Genomic DNA, 20,096 nt, shown 5'->3' on the forward strand with positions numbered 1-20,096 from the left:
GGAGACCAGGCCCTGTAGGCCGGGCAAGCGAAGCGCCCCCGGCGCCGTGCAGCAGATTGATTAACGATGTAACTTCCCGTGATCCCGCAGCCATGCCGCGGTACGCACAATCCCCTCATCCAGCGTCACCAGCGGCTTATAGCCCAGCTCACTCTCCGCGCGCTGCGTGTCGAGGGTAAAATCAAAGTTCAGCTTCGACACCCCGTAGTGCGTCAGCGCAGGCTCTTTGGCGGCTTTATTCCCCAGCCGCTCCATGCTGCGGGCAATAATATCCAGCATCGGGTAGGGGACGGAGCGGATCCGGCAGTGAATATTCAGCTCGTCAATCAACTTCTGCACAATGCTGCGCAGCGAGCGCGGCTCACCGTTGGTGATGTTGTACGCCCGGCCGGACGGCAAACCGTCGCAGGCGCTCTGGCTCGCCAGCCACATGGCATGAATGGCGTTGTCGTAATAGGTCATATCCACCAGCGCATCCCCGCCGCGCGGCAGCAGCACGCTGCCGTAGTGGTGCATCATCTGCGCCAGGCGCGGGATAAACACTTTGTCGTGGGGGCCAAACAGGCTCTGTGGACGCAAAATGGTAAAGCGGGTGTGCGGGTTGGACTGCGCCAGCAGATCGATCACCTCTTCGCTGGCGGCCTTGCTGCGGGCAAACTCGCAGGCGAAGCGCGCCGGACGAAAATCTTCCTGGATATCGCGATGGTGGTGATAGTCGAAATAGAGCGACGGGGAGGAGATATGCACGAAGTTGCGCACGCCCCAGGCCACGGCCCACTCGCCGAGACGGCGGGTAGCGCGCACGTTGGCCAGGTCAAAGGCTTCCTGGGTTCCCCACGGCGAGGTAAAGCTGGAGCAGTGCCACAGCGTATCGATTCCGGCCAGCATCACTTTTGCCTGGGAAGAGACCAGTTCCGTCAGGTCGGCATGGACAAACTCTGCGCCCATTTTTTGCAGCAATTTACCCATCGCTTCATTACGGCCGGTGGCCCGGACGCTGACGCCTTTATTGCGCAAAAACTCCACCGCATTGCGGCCTAAGCCGCTGGTGGCGCCGGTAACCAGTACCTTCATATCGATCCACTGTATTGAAAGAATTTCGTGCGCATTCTTCCGTGAATTACGGCGGTATGCAATGGGAAACGTGAAAGATTCGGAGTTTTAATTACTCTTTTTCTGAGTTTTGTTCTGCCAGAACGGCAATGCGCCGCGCCATTCCCCGGAAGATAAACAGGTGGGCCGGGATCATCAGCAGCCAGTAGAACAGACCCGGCATCCCGTGCGGATGCCACCAGGCACGCACGTCCAGTTCGCGGTGGTCGCCCTTGTCCTTCAGGGTAAAACAGAGCCGCCCGAGGCCGGGGGCTTTCATGCCAAACAACAGCGCCAGCTGCTTCTCTGGCTCAACGATAATCACCTTCCAGCTGTCGACGGTATCGCCGGTTTGCAGCCAGGGCGCGGCCGGACGACCTTTCGCCAGCTTATGCCCGACCAGCAGGTCCATCATCCCCCGGGTCTGCCAGAGGATATTGCCAAAGAAGTAGCGCTCTTTCCCGCCGATCTGGTTTACCACCTGCCACAGGGCGCTGAGGCTGGCAGAGGTTTTCACCGTATAACCGGCCTGTTTCGGGTAGTAGCCATATTCCGGACGCCAGCGGGCGAAGGCCTGGGCGTCGTAGCCCCAGTCGCTGGAATTCACCAGCTTCTCCTCCTCCTTCAGCGTGTTGCGCACCGCATCATCAAAAGGGATCAGCGTTTGCGGGATCAGTGCGCGCAGCTCGCGATCATCCGCCAGCAGATCGTGCTTCAGCCCCTGGATTAAGGCTTTGGCAGTGGTCGGCGGTACGGAAGTGATCACGTTTAAAAACCACACCGAGATCCAGCGGGTCGGGAAGGGGATGGGGATCAGCGGACGGCGGCGGCCGCTCACCCGCATAAAATGCTCAAACTGCTGCTGGTAGCTCAGCACCTCGGGGCCGGCGGCCTCCAGCACCCGGTGCTCAGATGCCGGATGTTCCAGCAGCTCAACCAGATAGTGCAGCAGGTTCTCCAGCGCAATCGGCGTGGTGCGCGAGCGCACCCAGCGCGGCGGGGTCAGCACCGGCAGGTTGTAGACCATATCGCGCATCACTTCGAAAGCGGCCGATCCCGCGCCGACGATGATCCCAGCCCGCAGCTCGGTGAGCGGTATTACCGCGCTGCGCAGGGTGTCGGCGGTCACTTGCCGGGCGCGCAGATGGTCGGACTGCTCGTGTTCCGGGGCCTGCAACGAACTGAGGAAGATTATCTGCTTAACCGGGTGTTCCAGCAGCAGGTCGCGGACGTTCATCGCCACCTGGCGCTCGTGGGCAATAAAATCGCCCCCTTCGCCCATGCTGTGGACCAGATAGTAAAGGGTATCGACCCCCTCCAGCAGCGACGCCAGCGTCTGCGGCCAGTTGAGGTCGATAGTATGGCAGGTGACGCCAGGCAGGTTTTGCTTCTGCAGGCGCTCAATGCTGCGCGCCGCCGCCCGTACCTGATGCCCGCGTGCGCTCAGGGCGGTCACCAGATGTTGACCGATATACCCGCTGGCACCCAGGACCAGAATACGTTGCGTCACCTGAGTTCCTTAGCGCTGCAAAAACGCCTGCCAGTGGGCAACCACGTCTGCCAGCTGCTCGCGGTTGACATCGAGGTGCATCACCAGACGCACCACCGGCGAGGCGTTAATCAGCACGCCGCGCGCCTTCATAAACTCACCCAGCGCCGCCGCGTGTTCATCGCCGACGCGGATAAACAGCATGTTAGTGTCGTGACGCATCACGTCAGCGCCGATCTCGCGCAGCTGCGTCGCCATCCATGCCGCGTTATCGTGATCGTCCTTCAGGCGGGCGACGTTATTTTTCAGGGCGTACAGACCCGCTGCGGCGAGGATCCCGGCCTGGCGCATGCCGCCGCCGGTCATTTTACGCCAGCGGTTGGCGCGCTTAATGTAGTCGGCATTGCCCACCAGCAGAGAGCCCACCGGCGTACCCAGCCCTTTGGAGAGACAAATGGTGAACGAGTCGCAATATTGCGTTACCTCTTTCAGCTCGCAGCCATACTCCACCACGGCGTTAAAGATGCGCGCGCCATCGACGTGCAGCCCCAGCCCGCGCTCGCGGGTAAATTCCCACGCCGCTTTCAGGTACTCACGCGGCAGCACTTTGCCGTTATGGGTGTTTTCGAGGCTGAGCAGTCTGGTGCGGGCGAAGTGGATATCGTCGGCTTTGATTTTGGCGGCGACCTTGTCCAGCGGCAGGGAGCCGTCAGGGGCGGCATCGATCGGCTGCGGCTGAATGCTGCCGAGCACCGCCGCGCCACCGGCTTCGTAGAGGTAGTTATGCGCCCCCTGGCCGACGATATACTCTTCGCCGCGCTCGCAGTGGCTGAGCAGGGCCACCAGGTTGGCCTGGGTGCCGGTAGGCAGGAACAGAGCGGCCTCGTGGCCGCTCAGCTCTGCGGCATAGCGCTGAAGGTCGTTAACGGTGGGGTCATCGCCGTAGACGTCGTCCCCGACCGGCGCGGCCAGCATCTCTTCCAGCATGGCACGGCTCGGTCGGGTGACGGTATCACTGCGTAAATCAATCATGGCATTTCCTTATTATTTTAAAGGCGATGCCGATTGTTTTACCTGAGCCAGTTGGTTTTGGCTAGCTCCAAAACTTCGTCGCCGCGGCCGCTGATAATGGCGCGCAGCATGTACAGGCTAAAGCCCTTCGCCTGCTCCAGTTTGATCTGCGGCGGAATGGCCAGCTCCTCTTTGGCGACCACCACGTCCACCAGCACCGGGCCGTCGGTGGCGAAGGCGCGCTGGAGCGCATCATCCACTTCCGAGGCCTTCTCCACGCGAATGCCGGTGATGCCGCAGGCTTCGGCGATGGCGGCGAAATTGGTGTCGTGCAGATCTGTTCCGTCGGTCAGGTAGCCGCCCGCTTTCATCTCCATCGCCACAAAACCCAGCACGCTGTTGTTAAAGACGACGATTTTGATCGGCAGCTTCATCTGCGCCACCGAGAGGAAATCCCCCATCAGCATGCTGAACCCGCCGTCGCCGCACATCGCCACCACCTGACGCTCCGGCGCGGTGGCTTTCGCCCCCAGCGCCTGCGGCATGGCGTTGGCCATCGAGCCGTGGTTAAACGAGCCCAGCAGTCGGCGCTTGCCGTTCATTTTCAGGTAGCGCGCCGCCCAGACGGTGGGGGTGCCCACGTCGCAGGTGAAGATGGCATCGTCGGCGGCATAGTGGCTGATCTGCTGCGCCAGATACTGCGGGTGCAGCGCCTTATCGCCGGGCTTCGCCAGATCGTCCAGCCCTTTGCGGGCATCGCGATAGTCGCTCAGGGCCTTATCCAGGAACTTACGGTCGGTTTTCTCCTCCAGCAGCGGCATCAGCGCGCTCAGGGTCGCCTTGATGTCGCCCACCAGCGCCATATCCACCTTGCTGTGCGCCCCGATAGCGGCCGGGTTGATGTCGATCTGGATGATTTTGGCGTCGGTGGGGTAAAACGCGCGATAGGGGAACTGGGTGCCGAGAAGCACCAGGGTATCGGCGTTCATCATGGTGTGGAACCCGGAAGAGAAGCCGATCAGCCCGGTCATCCCCACGTCATAGGGGTTATCGTACTCCACGTGCTCTTTCCCGCGCAGGGCATGCACGATGGGTGCTTTGAGGGTGCCGGCAAATTCCAGCAGCTCCTCATGCGCGCCGGCGCAGCCGCTGCCGCACATCAGGGCGATATTGCTGGAGTAGCGCAGCAGCTGGGCCAGTTTTTTCAGCTCGCCCTGAGCAGGGGTCACCACCGGCTGCGGGGCCGGATACCAGTGGGTGCTGGCCTGTTCCGGCGCCGGTTTCAGCGCCACGTCGCCCGGCAGCACAATCACCGAGACGCCGCGCTTGAGAATGGCGTTGCGCAGGGCCAGAGCCAGCACCTGGGGGATCTGTTCCGGGGATGAGACCAGTTCACAGTAGTGGCTGCATTCCCGGAACAGCTCCTGAGGGTGCGTCTCCTGAAAATAGCCGCTGCCGATTTCGCTCGACGGAATGTGCGCGGCGATAGCCAGCACCGGGACATGGTTGCGGTGGCAATCAAACAGGCCGTTGATCAGGTGCAGGTTACCCGGCCCGCAGGATCCGGCGCAGACCGCCAGCTCGCCGGTAAGCTGCGCCTCGGCCCCGGCGGCGAACGCAGCGACCTCCTCATGGCGGGTCGGCATCCATTCGATGGTGCCCATCCGGTTCAGGCTGTCGCTCAGACCGTTAAGGGAATCACCGGTCACGCCCCAGATCCGTTTGACCCCGGCCTGCTCCAGCATTTTCGCAATATAGTTCGCCACGGTTTGTTTCATGGTAGTCCGTCTCCTAATGTGATAACGCTTTCAAGCTTAGATGAAACTGACCGGCGTGCCCGCGAAATCCCCCTCATTAATAGTTGCTTTCAATGTGCAATATTTCGTCATATTCTGACGGCAGTTGACTTAAAAAATGGAGTAAATTCAGATGGTTAAATCATTGTTAATTGCTGTTAATAAAACGCTAACGCATGACGATTTTGGCAGACTGTTGCTGCGCCTGGCCGTGGGTGGATTGATGCTGTTTCACGGGATGCATAAAGCGATCGATGGGGTGGGGGGGATTGCAGGCATGCTGGTGGCAAAAGGGCTGCCGGGCTTTATCGCTTATGGGGTGTTGATTGGAGAAGTGGTGGCGCCGATCCTGATTATTCTCGGCATTCTCACCCGTCCGGCGGCGCTGGTGCTGGCTTTTACCATGGTGGTGGCCTGGCTGATGGTGGGCACCGGGAAAACCTTCGCGCTGGATGCGGTAGGGGCCTGGGCAATTGAGAGTCTGGTCTATTTCTTCGTTGGCGCGCTGGCCGTGGCATTTTTAGGGGCAGGGCGGTATTCGGTGGTGAGCGATCCGGCGTGGAAGTAGCTCCTCTGCAGCGGTAACGCCGGGCGGCACTGCGTTTGCCCGGCCTACAAAACCCGTAGGCCCGGTAAGCGCGAGCGCCACCGGGCGTTTTTCATCAGGCCAGAACCAAATCTCCCTGCGGATGACAGGAGCAGGCCAGCACATAGCCTTCCGCTACTTCGGCATCCGTCAGCGTCATGGTGCTGGTGACGGTATAATTCCCGTCCACCACCTTCGTTTTACAGCACCCGCAGACGCCCGCACGACAGGCGGCCACCACCGGCACGTTATTGCTCTCCAGCGCGTCCAGCAGCGTGCTGCCCACGCGGCCAAAGAAGGTTTTTGCGGGCTGCAGTTTGGTAAACTTCAGCCCGCTGGTGGCGGCCTCTGCCACCGGCGTAAAGAACTGCTCTTTGAAGAAGCGGGTCACGCCCAGGGCTTTCACCTCTTCTTCAACGATGTCCATGTACGGTGCCGGACCACAGGTCATGACGGTGCGGGCGGCGATATCCGGCACGCTTTGCAGCAGCTCACGGCTGAGACGACCGGCGACAAATCCCTCGGTGGCGTTGTTTTCCGCCACCAGCGTGACCGGATAATTCCGCCATTCGTCGGCAAAAATCACATCCTGCGGCGAGCGGACGCTGAAGATCACCTCCACGTCAGCCTGCGGACGGTTCTTCGCCAGCCAGCGACGCATCGACATCACCGGCGTGACGCCGCATCCGGCGGCCAGCAGCAGGAATTTATCTTCCGGCTTATCGTCGCAGGTAAAATCACCCTGCGCGTCAGACAGCCAGATGTAATCCCCACGCTTCACGTCATGCGTCAGCCACTGCGAGCCTGCCCCCTCATCAATGCGGCGGACGGTCAGCGTGATGTACTCGCTGATGCCAGGCGTTGAGGAGATCGTGTACGCCCGCAGCGTATCCGCTGAGTTACGCACGCTGACCAGCGCATACTGCCCGGCACGGTATGGATAATAGTCGTGGCACAGCAACGAAATCGTCCAGACATCCGGCGTTTCCTGATGGATGTGGTGAACCTGCATCCGCCATGGGCACTGATGGGTTGGCATAGTCATTCTTTTACTCCTTACGCGCTCAGCAGCTGCTTCATGTCTTCTTCAACGGTGGTCACGGAACGCAGACCAAACTTCTCGTTGAGCACCGCCAGCAGATCCGGGGTAAAGAAGCCAGGTGCGGTCGGGCCGGTGACGATGTTTTTCACGCCCAGCGACAGCAGGGTCAGCAGGATCACAATCGCTTTCTGTTCGAACCAGGAGAGCACCAGCGACAGCGGCAGGTCGTTCACGCCACAGCCCAGTTTTTCTGCCAGGGTGACGGCCAGGATGATGGCAGAGTAAGCATCGTTACACTGACCGGCATCGATCAGGCGCGGCAGGCCTTCGATATCGCCGAACTCCAGCTTGTTGAAGCGGTATTTACCACACGCCAGGGTCAGGATCAGGCAGTCGTCCGGAACGCTGGTGGCGAAATCGGTGAAGTAGTTACGTTCGCCGCGCGCGCCGTCACAGCCGCCCACCAGGAAGATGTGGCGCAGTTTTTCGCGGCTCACCAGGTCGATCAGGGAATCCGCTGCGCCCAGCAGGGTCTGACGACCGAAACCAACGGTGATCAGGTGAGGAATTTCGCTGTACGGGAAGCCCGCCATCTGCTGCGCCTGGGCAATCACCGGACCAAAGTCGTCGCCTTCGAGGTGGCTCACGCCCGGCCAGCCGACGATGCTGCGGGTCCAGATACGATCGTCGTAAGCCCCCACGGTTGGGTCGATGATGCAGTTAGAGGTCATCACGATGGGGCCAGGGAAGCGGGCGAACTCCACCTGCTGGTTTTGCCAGCCGCTGCCGTAGTTACCGATCAGATGTTTGAATTTACGCAGCTCCGGGTAGCCGTGGGCGGGCAGCATCTCACCGTGGGTGTAGACGTTGACGCCGGTGCCGTCGGTCTGCTCCAGCAGGTTGTAGAGATCTTTCAGGTCGTGACCGGAAATCAGGATGCATTTACCTTCGGTCGCTTTGACGTTGACCTGAGTCGGGGTTGGGTGGCCGTATTTGGTGGTTTCACCGGCGTCCAGAATGCTCATCACTTTGAAGTTCATCTGGCCGATTTCCATGGAGCACTCCAGCAGAGCGTTCATGTCGGAAGGCCAGGTGCCCAGCCATGCCATGATTTTGTGGTACTGGGCGTAGATGTCGTTGTCGTACTGATCCAGAACGTGGGCGTGCTCCATATAGGCCGCAGCGCCTTTCAGACCGTACAGGCACAGCAGGCGCAGGCCGAGGATGTTTTCGCCAATCGCGGCTTTGTCTTTGTTCGGGGTAAATTCTGCCGCCTGGCGCTGCAGGTCACCCAGGTCATCGCTCACCAGCTGCAGGTCGGCCATTGGGTTATCCACGCGGGCACCGGCATCGGCACTCAGGCACTGCGCTTTCAGGGCTTCGCGCAGGGCGATGGCTTCGCGGGCGTAGCCCACGATGCGCGGGGAGTCGAAGTTAACGTTAGTCAGGGTTGAGAAGAACGCGCGCGGGGCGAAGTTATCCACGTAGTGGTCGATGATGCCATATTCCCGGGCTTTCAGCGCCCAGGCGGATAAACCCTGCAGGGAGGCAATCAGCAGATCCTGCAGATCGGAAGTTTCTGCGGTTTTACCGCACATGCCCTGTGCGTAAGAGCAGCCGTTGCCGGCTGGAGTACGGATAGTTTGTTCACATTGCACACAAAACATAATCACACCTGTTAAAGTTATATTTGATATACATGTTTAAGGTTATGCCTGAGGCGATACGGAGAAAAGGGCTTTCTGCTACAAACTGGAGGGAGATTGATTTAGCGCAATTTTGGCGGCAGCAGGCTACCGCCAAAGAAGTATCAGGCGGAGAAGAACGCCATCATGACGGGCACCAGCAGGCTTAAAATAAAGCCGTGTACGATGGCGGCAGGCACCATCTCCAGCCCGCCCGAGCGTTGCAGAACCGGCAGGGTAAAGTCCATTGAGGTGGCGCCGCACAGCCCCAGCGCCGTGGAGCGACTGCGGCGGACCAGACCCGGGATCAGCATAATGGCGATCAGCTCCCGCGCGAGATCGTTAAAGAAGGCGGCGCTGCCAATCACCGGCCCAAAGGATTCGGTTAACAGAATGCCGGAAAGTGAATACCAGCCAAACCCGGAGGCCATCGCCAGGGCGGTATTGAGCGGCAGGTCGAGAATAAAGGCGTTAATGACGCCGCCCACCAGCGAACTGCCCACCACAATTACCGCCACCATCATGCCGCGGCGGTTGAGCACGATCTGCTTCAGGGTCATACCATTATTTCGCAGCTGAATACCAATAAGGAACAGCAGGAAGATCAGCGTATATTCACTGGCCTCGGTGGCGTGCTGTAAAAAAGCATATCCGGTGAGCCCCAGCAGAAAACCGAGCAATACCACGCCGCATAATTTTAATGACTCCAGCGCCATCGCAATACGTGAGGGTAATTTTTCCTGATGGTGATGGTTTTTCCACGGAATGACGCGCTCCAGCCAGAAAAGCGCCGCAATATTGCAGGCCAGGATAACCACCATCGTAATAACAGAATAGTGAAGAATAGAGAGCAGATTGGTCGCCAGATTATCGAGGAAGGCGAGGCTGATCCCCATAAAAAAGAGAATGACGTAGACAATCCAGCTCAGTAAACGGTTGATCAGTTTTAGCGCTGACAGATGACGAAGCGGAATGAGATAGCCCACGATCAGCGGGAGGAGAATGATTAAGAGTCCTGAAAACATGAACAACCGGTCCTTTATTTGAGTGGCGCTGAGACACTACCCAATTAAGGCTGTTCAGTAAAGATGAAAACAGTGCCGGGCGGCGCTTCGCTTGCCCGGCCTACGAAATACTGTCCCGTAGGCCGGGTAAGGCGAAGCCGCCACCCGGCACCACAACGCGCAATATTAATCGCGTTTTTCCAGCAGGGTACGGTACAGCACGCCGCCGAGGATACCGCCAACAATCGGCATCACCCAGAACAGCCACAGCTGCTGCAGCACCCAGCCACCCTGGAAGATAGCTACTGCGGTGCTGCGCGCCGGGTTAACGGAGGTATTGGTCACCGGAATGCTGATCAGGTGGATCAGGGTCAGCGCCAGGCCAATTGCAATCGGCGCGAAACCTGCCGGGGCATGTTTGTCGGTTGCACCGTGGATCACCAGCAGGAAGCCCGCCGTCAGCACGATTTCAATCACGATGGCAGAGAGCATGGAGAAGCCGCCAGGGGAGTGCTCGCCAAAGCCGTTGGAGGCAAAGCCGCTGGCCGCCGCGTCAAAGCCTGCTTTACCGCTGGCAACCACATACAGAATAGCGGCCGCGATAATCCCACCAATCACCTGGGCAATAATATAGCCAAGAACCTCTTTCGCAGGAAAACGACCGCCGGCCCACAGACCTAATGTTACCGCCGGGTTAAAGTGACCACCGGAAATATGCCCTACGGCATAGGCCATGGTTAAAACCGTTAATCCGAAGGCCAGTGAAACCCCGACAAAACCAATTCCCAGTTCCGGGAACCCTGCTGCCAGCACGGCGCTGCCGCATCCACCAAATACCAACCAGAATGTACCAAAGCATTCAGCTGCTAATTTTCTGAACATAACCACCTCAAAGAAAAATGAGCGCAATCCTGCGCCATTGTTATTTATCGCCAAAATTAGCGATGATTTTTAAAGCGCCACTATTCAAAAAATGAATATTCACTCTCACCAGTCATATAAATACGGTAAGTTTGATGTAGGGCAATGTGTTGCGCTTCCTTGCTAAATTAAGGCGTGTAAAGCAGAGTTGAATTTTCGGCAGCAAGAGTATTCCGCCGAAATCGTTATTTCAAATGAAAGTTACTGGTTAAATTCTTAATTTTCGATCCTGCCGGTCTTTATTCCGCCGACGACCGGGTGTCCGTCCGGGCCCGCTGGCGTTATACTCCTGATAACTTAAAGGAAAAAGTTTATCTCTCCCGGAGGGTACATGTTACTTGAACGTGTGGAAATTGTGGGGTTTCGCGGCATTAATCGTCTGTCGCTGAAGCTTGAGCAAAACAACGTGCTGATCGGGGAAAACGCCTGGGGTAAATCCAGCCTGCTGGATGCCCTGACGCTGCTGTTGTCGCCGGAAACGGACCTGTACCATTTTGTCCGGGAAGATTTCTGGTTCCCGCCCGGAGATATGCTGGGGCGCGAGCACCATCTGCATATCATCCTCACCTTTCGTGAAGCCGAGCCGGGTCGCCATCGCGTCCGCCGCTATCGCCCCTTAGCCGACTGCTGGGTGCCCTGTGATGACGGCTACCAGCGCATTTTTTACCGTCTGGAAGGCGAACTGGCTGACGATGACAGCGTCCTGACCCTGCGCGGTTTTCTTGATAGCACTGGCCATATCCTGCCGCTTGATGACATCGACGAGCGGGCGCGCCATCTGGTTCGACTGATGCCGGTGCTGCGCCTGCGCGACGCCCGCTTTATGCGCCGTATCCGCAACGGTACGGTGCCGAATATGCCCGATGTGGAGGTCACCGCCCGGGAGCTGGACTACCTGGCCCGGGAACTGGTGGCTCGTCCGCAGAACCTGACCGACGGCCAGATCCGCCAGGGACTGTCGGCGATGGTGCAGCTGCTGGAACACTACTTCTCCGAGCAGGGTACTTCGCCGGTGCGCAACCGGCTGATGCGGCGGCGCTCCCATGACGAGCAGCGCAGCTGGCGTTATCTCGACATCATCAACCGGATGATTGACCGGCCCGGCGGCCGCTCGCACCGGGTGATCCTGCTGGGGCTCTTCTCGACGCTGCTGCAGGCGAAAGGCACCGTCCGGCTGGACAGGGATGCCCGCCCGCTGCTGCTGGTGGAAGATCCCGAGACGCGCCTGCACCCGATCATGCTCTCGGTGGCATGGCACCTGCTGAACCTGCTGCCGCTCCAGCGCATCGCCACCACTAACTCCGGGGAGCTGCTGTCGTTGACCCCGGTGGAACATGTCTGTCGCCTCGTGCGTGAGTCGTCGCGGGTCACGGCTTACCGCCTCGGACCGGGGGGGATGAACGCCGAAGACAGTCGTCGCATCGCCTTCCATATTCGCTTCAACCGCGCCTCCTCGCTGTTTGCCCGCTGCTGGCTGCTGGTGGAAGGGGAGACCGAAACCTGGGTGATAAACGAGCTGGCCCGTCAGTGCGGCCACCACTTCGATGCCGAGGGCATCAAGGTGATTGAATTTGCCCAGTCGGGCTTGAAACCGCTGATTAAATTTGCCCGACGGATGGGCATCGAATGGCACGTGCTGGTGGATGGCGACGAGGCGGGCAAGAAATATGCCGCTACCGTGCGCGGGCTCATCAATAACGACAGGGAAGAGGAGCGCGAACACCTGACGGCGCTGCCCGCCATGGACATGGAGCATTTCATGTACCGGCAGGGCTTTTCCGACGTCTTTCACCGGGTGGCGATGATCCCCGATGATATCCCGATGAACATGCGGCGGGTGATCATGAAGGCCATTCACCGTTCGTCGAAGCCCGATCTGGCGATTGAAGTGGCGATGGAGGCGGGACGGCGTGGCGTCGAGGCGGTGCCCACGCTGCTGCGGAAAATGTTCTCCCGTGTGCTGTGGCTGGCACGCGGGAGAGCGGATTAACGGCGGGTCGCCTCGTTTACCTGGTCAACCAGGCTGTCCAGCAGGGCAAAGCGGCGGCGGTATTCGGCGCGTTTTTTGCTGGCGATCTCCTCCATCGGCTTGCGCGGCATGGCGAGTGGCAGCCTGAAGTTGCCCTCGCTGTCGCGCTCCCCGCCAAGGGAGAGCCAGAAGCTGTCGTAGTCGGCCAGCAGTTTCCCCTCTTTTTTCTTGCGATAGCGCCAGCTGCGATAAATATGGGTGCTGTTGCTGACGGCAATAATCTGATCCACGGCCAGGGCGCTGCCCAGCGTCATGGCGGCCTCCACCAGCAGGCGTTTCGGGAACAGGCCGTGGCAGGCTTTGGTGGCGCTCTGGATCGCCTCGTGCGGCACAAAGGCTTTTGCCCCCTGCATCCCGCCGATAAACAGCGTGGAAGTGCCATTAATCTGACACAGCGTAAAGGTCATCTCTGCCAGCACCGTCTGCTGCGCATCGCAAAACGCCAGCGTCGCCTCTCCCTCTTTATCGAGAAACGCATCGGCGCACAGGCGCACGGTAAAGGGCTGGTCGTCTTTTCCGGTGAGGGTCAGCAAGGTGATCCCCTCCCGGGAAAGATAGCCGTTCATCAGCGCAGCCGGGAGCCGCTTCTGCATGGTCTGATAGTGCCAGTTCAGCGCCTGAAGCGTTTTCTGGCGGTTCATTGCCACCGAGAGCCACGGGCGGTGCAGGCGGCAGGGCAGCCCAGGCTGAACCTGCAACATTTGCAGTAATTGCGGCTGTTTTGAAAGGTGCGACAGCAGACGCGCGGTGCTGAACGGCGTCATCAGCGAGCGCAGCATGAACTTGCGGCGATAGGCCGGGTTGCGCCAGGCGAGGCCGGGGGTTAATGTCCCGGATGCCAGACGTTGAAACAGCTGCCAGGCTGATTTAGGTTGCGGCTGATGTGTATAAGATGACTCTGCGATGGACGACATGATAGATACCGGTCTTGTTGCCAGGTCTTTATTTCAGCAGGGACTTTATCAACCTCTCCTCAACGATTTTTATCCATCCGGAAAAGCAGGGGTTTCGTTGAGGAATGGTTTAGTTAGAATCAACAGTTATGTAAGCCGGAATAGCTATTTGGAATATTTATGAAATTAAAGGGAAAGCGCAGGAAGCTGTTTCTGCTGCTGGTGCTGGTTGTACTGGTGGGTGGATTCTGGCTGTGGCGGGTGCTTAACGCACCGGTGCCGCAATATCAGACACTGATTGTCCGTCCGGGCGAGCTGCAGCAGAGCGTGCTGGCTACCGGCAAGCTGGATGCGCTGCGCAAGGTTGACGTGGGCGCCCAGGTCAGCGGCCAGCTGAAGACGCTGTCGGTGGAGATTGGCGACAAGGTGAAAAAAGGGCAGCTGCTGGGGGTTATCGATCCGGAGCAGGCTGAAAACCAGATCAAAGAGGTGGAAGCGACCCTGATGGAGCTGCGTGCCCAGCGTAGCCAGGCAGAGGCGGAGCGGAAGCTGGCCCAGGTAACCCTGAACCGCCAGCGGCAGCTGGCCACCACTCAGGCCATCTCGCAGCAGGATCTGGATACCTCGACGACCGAACTGGCGGTGAAGCAGGCGCAGATTGGCACCATCGACGCGCAGATCAAACGCAACCAGGCCTCGCTGGACAGCGCGAAAACTAACCTCGATTACACCCGCATCGTTGCGCCGATGGCCGGGGAAGTGACGCAAATCACCACCCTGCAGGGGCAGACGGTGATTGCCGCCCAGCAGGCGCCGAACATCCTGACCCTCGCGGATATGGGCACCATGCTGGTGAAGGCTCAGGTTTCTGAAGCGGATGTGATCCACCTTAAGCCGGGGCAAAAGGCCTGGTTTACCGTGCTCGGCGATCCGCAAACCCGCTACGAAGGGGTGCTGAAAGATATTCTTCCGACCCCGGAGAAGGTCAACGACGCCATCTTCTATCACGCCCGTTTTGAAGTGCCTAACCCGCAGGGGGTGCTGCGCCTGGACATGACCGCTCAGGTGCATATCCAGCTCTCCGGGGTGAAAAACGTGCTGACCATTCCGCTGGCGGCGCTGGGCGCCCCGGTGGGCGACAATCGCTATAACGTGAAGGTGCTGCGTAACGGCGAAACGCGCGAGCGTGAGGTGAGCCTCGGCTCGCGTAACGACACCGATGTGGTGGTGGTTAAAGGGCTGGAAGAGGGTGAAGAGGTGGTCATCAGCGAGAGCCAGCCGGGGGCGGCTAAATGACGGCCCTGCTGGAGCTGAATGATATCCGCCGCAGCTATCCGTCCGGCGACGGGCCGGTGGAGGTGCTGAAGGGCATCACTATGCGGGTAGAGGCTGGGGAAATGGTGGCGATTGTCGGGGCCTCGGGTTCCGGTAAATCGACGCTGATGAACATCCTTGGCTGCCTGGATAAGCCCACCAGCGGCACCTACCGCGTGGCGGGGACCGACGTCGCCACGCTGGACAGCGACGCGCTGGCCAAACTCCGCCGGGAACATTTCGGCTTTATCTTCCAGCGTTACCATCTGCTCTCGCACCTGAGCGCGGCGCAAAACGTTGAAGTCCCGGCGGTCTATGCGGGCGTGGAGCGTAAAAAACGCCTTGAGCGAGCCCAGGCGCTGCTCACCCGGCTCGGGCTGGGGGAGCGGGTGGATTATCAGCCCTCGCAGCTCTCTGGCGGCCAGCAGCAGCGGGTCAGTATCGCCCGGGCGCTGATGAACGGCGGGCAGGTGATCCTGGCCGATGAACCGACCGGGGCGCTGGACAGCCACTCCGGGGAAGAGGTGATGGCGATCCTGCACCAGCTGCGGGATCAGGGGCATACGGTGATTATCGTCACTCACGACCCGCAGGTGGCCTCCCAGGCCGGGCGGATCGTCGAGATCCACGACGGCGAGCTGGTCAGCAATCCACCCCCCGGGCTCAACGCCACCCGGCGTCAGGAGGTGGCGCTCCCGCCCCCGTCCGGCTGGCGGCAGTTTGCCAGCAGTTTCCGCGAAGCGCTGACCATGGCCTGGCTGGCGATGGCCGCCAACAAGATGCGTACCCTGCTGACCATGCTCGGGATCATCATCGGTATCGCCTCGGTGGTGTCGATTGTGGTGGTCGGCGACGCCGCCAAACAGCTGGTGCTGTCGGATATCCGCTCCATCGGCACCAACACCATCGACGTCTATCCCGGTAAAGACTTTGGCGATGACGAGCCGCAGTACCAGCAGGCACTGAAATATGACGATCTGGCGGCGATCCAGAAGCAGCCGTGGGTCAACTCCGCCACCCCGGCAGTGTCGCAGAACTTGCGTCTGCGCTACGGCAATATCGACGTGGCGGCCAGCGCCAACGGCGTCAACGGGGACTACTTTAACGTCTACGGCATGACCTTCAGCGAAGGGGGCACCTTCAATGCGGAGCAGCTCGCAGGGCGGGCCCAGGTGGTGGTGCTGGATGCCAACTCCCGGCGGCAGCTGTTTCCCAATAAAGCGAAGGTGGTGGGCGAGATCGTGCTGGTGGGCAACATGCCTGCGACGGTGATCGGCGTGGCGGAGGAGAAACAGTCGATGTTTGGCAGCAGCAAGATTTTGCGCGTCTGGCTGCCTTACACCACCATCTCCGGGCGCATTATGGGGCAGTCATGGCTCAACTCGATCACCGTGCGGGTGAAAGACGGCTACGACAGCGCCCAGGCGGAGCAGCAGCTTGAGCGCCTGCTGTCCCTGCGCCACGGGAAGAAAGATTTCTTCACCTGGAACATGGACGGGCTCTTGAAAACGGCTGAAAAGACCACACGTACTTTACAGCTCTTTCTCACCCTGGTGGCGATCATCTCCCTGCTGGTGGGGGGAATAGGGGTGATGAATATTATGCTGGTGTCGGTGACGGAGCGGACGCGCGAAATCGGCATTCGCATGGCGGTAGGTGCCCGGGCCAGCGACGTGCTGCAACAGTTTTTAATTGAGGCGGTGCTGGTCTGTCTGGTGGGCGGGGCGCTGGGGATCACGCTCTCGTTGTTAATCGCCTTCACGCTGCAGCTGTTTTTACCCGGCTGGGAGATCGGTTTTTCACCGATGGCGCTGCTAACCGCCTTCCTTTGTTCTACCTTTACCGGGGTGCTGTTTGGCTGGTTGCCGGCAAGAAACGCCGCGCGGCTGGATCCGGTGGATGCGTTAGCCCGGGAGTAAGTGCGTTGGCCCACAATAATTTGTAGGCCCGTGCAAGCGCAGCGCCGCCGGGCGTCGGGCCGCACAACCGCACACAAATAAAAATGCCAGCGCATCGGGCTGGCATTTTGAGTGCGGGGTGTACACAATGAAACAGAGGGCTATGCCACCACTTCTGCTTCGATGGGCACAATAACGCTGGCATGATTGCCTTTTGGCCCGAGGTGTACATCGAACCGGACGGCCTGCCCGGCTTTCAGCGTTCTGTAACCATCCATCTGAATGGTGGAGTAATGCGCGAAGATGTCTTCGCCGCCGCCTTCAGGGCAGATAAAACCAAACCCTTTGGCGTTGTTAAACCACTTAACTGTACCCGTTTCCATGCTTCGACATCCTTCGTAAATCTTATTGAGTTAGATGTAATGAACCGGTGGTGAAGTGGGGGCTGTTCAAAACCTCGCCAACTCACGCTTGTACAATTTAGATAAACCAAAGGCAGCGTCAAGCATTTGGCGGGGAAGGGAGGGGAAAAATGCGTCAAAATTTGAAGCAGTTAACGCTATTGCCAGGTATTGTGACAGACATCGCGGATGGCAATAATAGATGTGAGTTATCTGACATCTGAGGTAGATTCAGGTTATGTATAGCCTCCTGTCAGCTTCAGAAAGACGCGACCGGAGACCGTAAACGAAGATGACGACTGACAATGGGTAAGACGAACGACTGGCTCGATTTCGACAAGCTGGCGGAAGATAAAGTGCGCGACGCGCTAAAACCGCCATCTATGTATAAAGTTATGTTAATGAACGATGATTACACGCCGATGGAATTTGTTATTGACGTGCTACAAAAGTTCTTTTCTTATGATGTTGAACGTGCAACGCAACTGATGCTTACGGTTCACTATCATGGCAAAGCCATCTGCGGTGTTTTTACTGCAGAAGTCGCCGAAACCAAGGTGGCAATGGTGAACCAGTATGCAAGGGAGAACGAGCATCCGTTGCTGTGTACGCTGGAAAAAGCCTGAATAAGGCAATGAAAATTGGGGGAGGTGCCTATGCTCAATCAAGAACTGGAACTCAGTTTAAACATGGCTTTCGCCAGAGCGCGTGAGCACCGACATGAGTTTATGACGGTCGAGCACCTGCTGCTTGCACTGCTCAGTAACCCATCCGCCCGCGAAGCGCTTGAAGCCTGCTCCGTGGACCTGGTGGCGCTGCGTCAGGAACTTGAAGCCTTCATCGAACAGACCACACCTGTACTGCCCGTTAGTGAAGAGGAGCGCGATACACAACCCACGCTCAGCTTCCAGCGTGTACTCCAGCGTGCGGTATTCCACGTCCAGTCCTCCGGACGTAGCGAAGTTACCGGTGCAAACGTGCTGGTTGCCATCTTCAGCGAGCAGGAGTCGCAAGCCGCGTACCTGCTGCGCAAACACGAAGTCAGCCGCCTTGATGTGGTGAACTTCATCTCTCACGGAACGCGAAAAGACGAGCCGAATCAGGCATCGGATTCCGGCCATCAGGCCAACAGCGAAGAGCAGGCAGGCGGGGAGGAACGTATGGAAAACTTCACCACCAATCTTAACCAGCTTGCCCGCGTCGGCGGTATCGACCCGCTGATTGGCCGCGACAAAGAGCTGGAACGAGCGATTCAGGTACTGTGCCGCCGCCGTAAGAACAACCCGCTGCTGGTGGGTGAATCTGGCGTGGGTAAAACCGCTATCGCCGAAGGGCTGGCCTGGCGCATTGTGCAGGGCGACGTCCCGGAAGTGATTGCCGACTGCACCATCTATTCGCTGGATATCGGTTCCCTGCTGGCCGGCACCAAATACCGCGGTGATTTTGAAAAACGTTTCAAAGCGCTGCTGAAACAGCTGGAGCAGGATACCAACAGCATCCTGTTTATCGACGAGATCCATACCATCATCGGCGCCGGTGCGGCATCGGGTGGCCAGGTGGATGCCGCCAACCTGATCAAACCGCTGCTCTCCAGCGGCAAAATCCGGGTGATTGGCTCAACCACCTACCAGGAGTTCAGCAATATTTTCGAAAAAGACCGCGCCCTGGCGCGTCGCTTCCAGAAAATCGATATTACTGAACCGTCGGTTGAAGAAACGGTGCAGATCATCAACGGCCTGAAGCCGAAGTACGAAGCGCACCACGACGTGCGTTATACCGCGAAAGCGGTGCGTGCGGCGGTGGAGCTGGCGGTGAAATACATCAACGACCGTCATCTGCCGGATAAAGCGATTGACGTGATTGACGAAGCGGGCGCGCGTGCGCGTCTGATGCCGGTCAGCAAGCGTAAGAAAACGGTCAACGTGGCGGATATCGAATCCGTGGTGGCCCGCATCGCGCGTATCCCTGAGAAGAGCGTTTCTCAGAGCGACCGCGATACGCTGAAAAACCTCGGCGATCGCCTGAAAATGCTGGTCTTTGGGCAGGATAAAGCCATTGAGGCCTTAACCGAAGCCATTAAGATGGCCCGCGCCGGACTGGGGCACGATCATAAGCCTGTCGGTTCCTTCCTGTTCGCCGGTCCGACCGGGGTGGGGAAAACCGAGGTGACGGTTCAGCTCTCCAAAGCGCTGGGCATTGAGCTGCTGCGCTTTGATATGTCCGAGTACATGGAGCGTCACACCGTCAGCCGTCTGATCGGTGCGCCTCCGGGATACGTGGGCTTTGACCAGGGCGGCCTGCTCACCGATGCGGTGATCAAGCATCCGCACGCGGTTCTGCTCCTCGATGAGATTGAGAAAGCGCACCCGGACGTCTTTAACCTGCTGTTGCAGGTGATGGACAACGGGACGCTGACCGACAACAACGGGCGCAAGGCGGACTTCCGCAACGTGGTGATGGTGATGACCACCAACGCCGGGGTGCGCGAGACCGAGCGTAAGTCCATCGGCCTGATCCACCAGGATAACAGCACCGATGCAATGGAAGAGATCAAGAAGGTCTTTACGCCGGAGTTCCGTAACCGTCTGGACAACATTATCTGGTTCGATCATCTGTCTACTGAGGTGATCCATCAGGTGGTGGATAAGTTCATCGTCGAGCTGCAGGTTCAGCTGGATCAGAAAGGGGTCTCCCTGGAAGTGAGTCAGGAAGCCCGCAACTGGCTGGCAGAGAAAGGCTACGATCGTGCGATGGGTGCACGTCCGATGGCGCGTGTGATTCAGGACAACCTGAAAAAACCGTTGGCTAACGAGCTGCTGTTTGGTTCGCTTGTGGATGGTGGGCAGGTGACGGTGGCCCTGGATCAGGCGAAGAATGAGCTGACGTATGATTTCCAGAGTGCGGCGAAGCATAAGCCGGAAGCGGCTCACTAACG

16 protein-coding genes are annotated in these 20,096 nt (G+C 58.9%); 6 read left to right on the forward strand and 10 right to left on the reverse strand.

Annotation, left to right across the window (positions count from 1 at the left end; genetic code table 11):
- Positions 1-60: 60 nt before the first annotated feature.
- The 4 genes from FHN83_RS19305 to poxB form a co-directional block, all read right to left on the reverse strand.
- Positions 61-1,074, reverse strand: a complete 1,014-nt coding sequence (locus FHN83_RS19305; protein WP_039029519.1) for an NAD-dependent epimerase/dehydratase family protein — start codon at positions 1,072-1,074, stop codon at positions 61-63.
- Between the two features lie 91 nt (positions 1,075-1,165).
- On the reverse strand, positions 1,166-2,602 hold the full coding sequence (locus tag FHN83_RS19310) for an SDR family oxidoreductase (protein ID WP_139564660.1): 1,437 nt from the start codon (positions 2,600-2,602) through the stop codon (positions 1,166-1,168).
- Positions 2,603-2,611: 9 nt separating this feature from the next.
- Positions 2,612-3,613 (reverse strand): low-specificity L-threonine aldolase, encoded by a 1,002-nt coding sequence (gene ltaE / locus FHN83_RS19315; RefSeq protein WP_139564661.1) that lies wholly within the window; start codon positions 3,611-3,613, stop codon positions 2,612-2,614.
- Between the two features lie 38 nt (positions 3,614-3,651).
- Positions 3,652-5,370, reverse strand: coding sequence for a ubiquinone-dependent pyruvate dehydrogenase (gene poxB / locus FHN83_RS19320; RefSeq protein WP_139564662.1), 1,719 nt, complete (start codon positions 5,368-5,370; stop codon positions 3,652-3,654).
- Positions 5,371-5,521: 151 nt separating this feature from the next.
- Here poxB and FHN83_RS19325 point away from each other — a divergent pair, with 151 nt between their 5' ends.
- Entirely contained in the window at positions 5,522-5,956 is a 435-nt protein-coding gene (locus FHN83_RS19325; protein WP_139564663.1) for a DoxX family protein, read from the forward strand.
- Between the two features lie 94 nt (positions 5,957-6,050).
- On the opposite strand, the gene hcr is transcribed toward FHN83_RS19325, so the two are convergent.
- The 4 genes from hcr to aqpZ all read right to left on the reverse strand — a co-directional run bounded on the left by hcr (position 6,051) and on the right by aqpZ (position 10,587).
- Entirely contained in the window at positions 6,051-7,019 is a 969-nt protein-coding gene (gene hcr, locus FHN83_RS19330; RefSeq protein ID WP_138369458.1) for an NADH oxidoreductase, read from the reverse strand.
- Positions 7,020-7,030: 11 nt separating this feature from the next.
- Positions 7,031-8,683: a hydroxylamine reductase gene (hcp, locus tag FHN83_RS19335; protein ID WP_139564664.1), complete on the reverse strand. Its 1,653-nt coding sequence runs from the start codon at positions 8,681-8,683 to the stop codon at positions 7,031-7,033.
- A gap of 143 nt (positions 8,684-8,826) precedes the next feature.
- Positions 8,827-9,726, reverse strand: a complete 900-nt coding sequence (locus tag FHN83_RS19340; RefSeq protein WP_139564665.1) for a lysine exporter LysO family protein — start codon at positions 9,724-9,726, stop codon at positions 8,827-8,829.
- A 165-nt stretch (positions 9,727-9,891) separates the two neighbouring features.
- Entirely contained in the window at positions 9,892-10,587 is a 696-nt protein-coding gene (gene aqpZ, locus FHN83_RS19345) for an aquaporin Z (RefSeq protein WP_139564666.1), read from the reverse strand.
- Positions 10,588-10,957: 370 nt separating this feature from the next.
- On the opposite strand from aqpZ, the gene FHN83_RS19350 reads away from it, so the two are divergent.
- Positions 10,958-12,616, forward strand: coding sequence for an ATP-dependent endonuclease (locus FHN83_RS19350; protein ID WP_139564667.1), 1,659 nt, complete (start codon positions 10,958-10,960; stop codon positions 12,614-12,616).
- On the opposite strand, the gene FHN83_RS19355 is transcribed toward FHN83_RS19350, so the two are convergent.
- Positions 12,613-13,569, reverse strand: a complete 957-nt coding sequence (locus tag FHN83_RS19355; RefSeq protein ID WP_139564668.1) for a VirK/YbjX family protein — start codon at positions 13,567-13,569, stop codon at positions 12,613-12,615. The genes FHN83_RS19350 and FHN83_RS19355 overlap by 4 nt on opposite strands.
- Before the next feature lie 159 nt (positions 13,570-13,728).
- On the opposite strand from FHN83_RS19355, the gene macA reads away from it, so the two are divergent.
- Both macA and macB read left to right on the forward strand, forming a co-directional pair.
- Positions 13,729-14,844 carry a macrolide transporter subunit MacA gene (gene macA, locus FHN83_RS19360; protein ID WP_039029509.1) on the forward strand — a complete coding sequence of 372 codons (1,116 nt, stop codon included), beginning with the start codon at positions 13,729-13,731 and terminating at the stop codon, positions 14,842-14,844.
- Positions 14,841-16,781, forward strand: a complete 1,941-nt coding sequence (gene macB / locus FHN83_RS19365; RefSeq protein WP_139564669.1) for a macrolide ABC transporter ATP-binding protein/permease MacB — start codon at positions 14,841-14,843, stop codon at positions 16,779-16,781. Before macA ends, macB begins: the two co-directional genes overlap by 4 nt.
- A gap of 140 nt (positions 16,782-16,921) precedes the next feature.
- Here macB and cspD read toward each other — a convergent pair whose 3' ends face one another.
- Positions 16,922-17,143 (reverse strand): cold shock-like protein CspD, encoded by a 222-nt coding sequence (gene cspD / locus FHN83_RS19370; protein ID WP_032617324.1) that lies wholly within the window; start codon positions 17,141-17,143, stop codon positions 16,922-16,924.
- Between the two features lie 323 nt (positions 17,144-17,466).
- On the opposite strand from cspD, the gene clpS reads away from it, so the two are divergent.
- Together clpS and clpA are read left to right on the forward strand one after the other, a co-directional pair.
- Positions 17,467-17,787, forward strand: a complete 321-nt coding sequence (gene clpS, locus FHN83_RS19375) for an ATP-dependent Clp protease adapter ClpS (RefSeq protein WP_032617325.1) — start codon at positions 17,467-17,469, stop codon at positions 17,785-17,787.
- 30 nt (positions 17,788-17,817) lie between these two features.
- Positions 17,818-20,094, forward strand: a complete 2,277-nt coding sequence (gene clpA, locus FHN83_RS19380; RefSeq protein ID WP_039029507.1) for an ATP-dependent Clp protease ATP-binding subunit ClpA — start codon at positions 17,818-17,820, stop codon at positions 20,092-20,094.
- Positions 20,095-20,096: the final 2 nt, after the last annotated feature.

This window comes from Leclercia adecarboxylata, from assembly GCF_006171285.1.
GTDB lineage: Bacteria > Pseudomonadota > Gammaproteobacteria > Enterobacterales > Enterobacteriaceae > Enterobacter > Enterobacter barmai.

Bases quoted from the DNA above. Each gene is read 5' to 3' on its own strand.
- FHN83_RS19305 (WP_039029519.1), bottom strand. From the start codon at position 1,074: ATGAAGGTACTGGTTACCGGCGCCACCAGCGGCTTAGGCCGCAATGCG.
- ltaE (WP_139564661.1), bottom strand. From the start codon at position 3,613: ATGATTGATTTACGCAGTGATACCGTCACCCGACCGAGCCGTGCCATG.
- poxB (WP_139564662.1), bottom strand. From the start codon at position 5,370: ATGAAACAAACCGTGGCGAACTATATTGCGAAAATGCTGGAGCAGGCC.
- FHN83_RS19325 (WP_139564663.1), top strand. From the start codon at position 5,522: ATGGTTAAATCATTGTTAATTGCTGTTAATAAAACGCTAACGCATGAC.
- hcr (WP_138369458.1), bottom strand. From the start codon at position 7,019: ATGACTATGCCAACCCATCAGTGCCCATGGCGGATGCAGGTTCACCAC.
- hcp (WP_139564664.1), bottom strand. From the start codon at position 8,683: ATGTTTTGTGTGCAATGTGAACAAACTATCCGTACTCCAGCCGGCAAC.
- FHN83_RS19340 (WP_139564665.1), bottom strand. From the start codon at position 9,726: ATGTTTTCAGGACTCTTAATCATTCTCCTCCCGCTGATCGTGGGCTAT.
- aqpZ (WP_139564666.1), bottom strand. From the start codon at position 10,587: ATGTTCAGAAAATTAGCAGCTGAATGCTTTGGTACATTCTGGTTGGTA.
- FHN83_RS19350 (WP_139564667.1), top strand. From the start codon at position 10,958: ATGTTACTTGAACGTGTGGAAATTGTGGGGTTTCGCGGCATTAATCGT.
- FHN83_RS19355 (WP_139564668.1), bottom strand. From the start codon at position 13,569: ATGTCGTCCATCGCAGAGTCATCTTATACACATCAGCCGCAACCTAAA.
- macA (WP_039029509.1), top strand. From the start codon at position 13,729: ATGAAATTAAAGGGAAAGCGCAGGAAGCTGTTTCTGCTGCTGGTGCTG.
- macB (WP_139564669.1), top strand. From the start codon at position 14,841: ATGACGGCCCTGCTGGAGCTGAATGATATCCGCCGCAGCTATCCGTCC.
- cspD (WP_032617324.1), bottom strand. From the start codon at position 17,143: ATGGAAACGGGTACAGTTAAGTGGTTTAACAACGCCAAAGGGTTTGGT.
- clpS (WP_032617325.1), top strand. From the start codon at position 17,467: ATGGGTAAGACGAACGACTGGCTCGATTTCGACAAGCTGGCGGAAGAT.
- clpA (WP_039029507.1), top strand. From the start codon at position 17,818: ATGCTCAATCAAGAACTGGAACTCAGTTTAAACATGGCTTTCGCCAGA.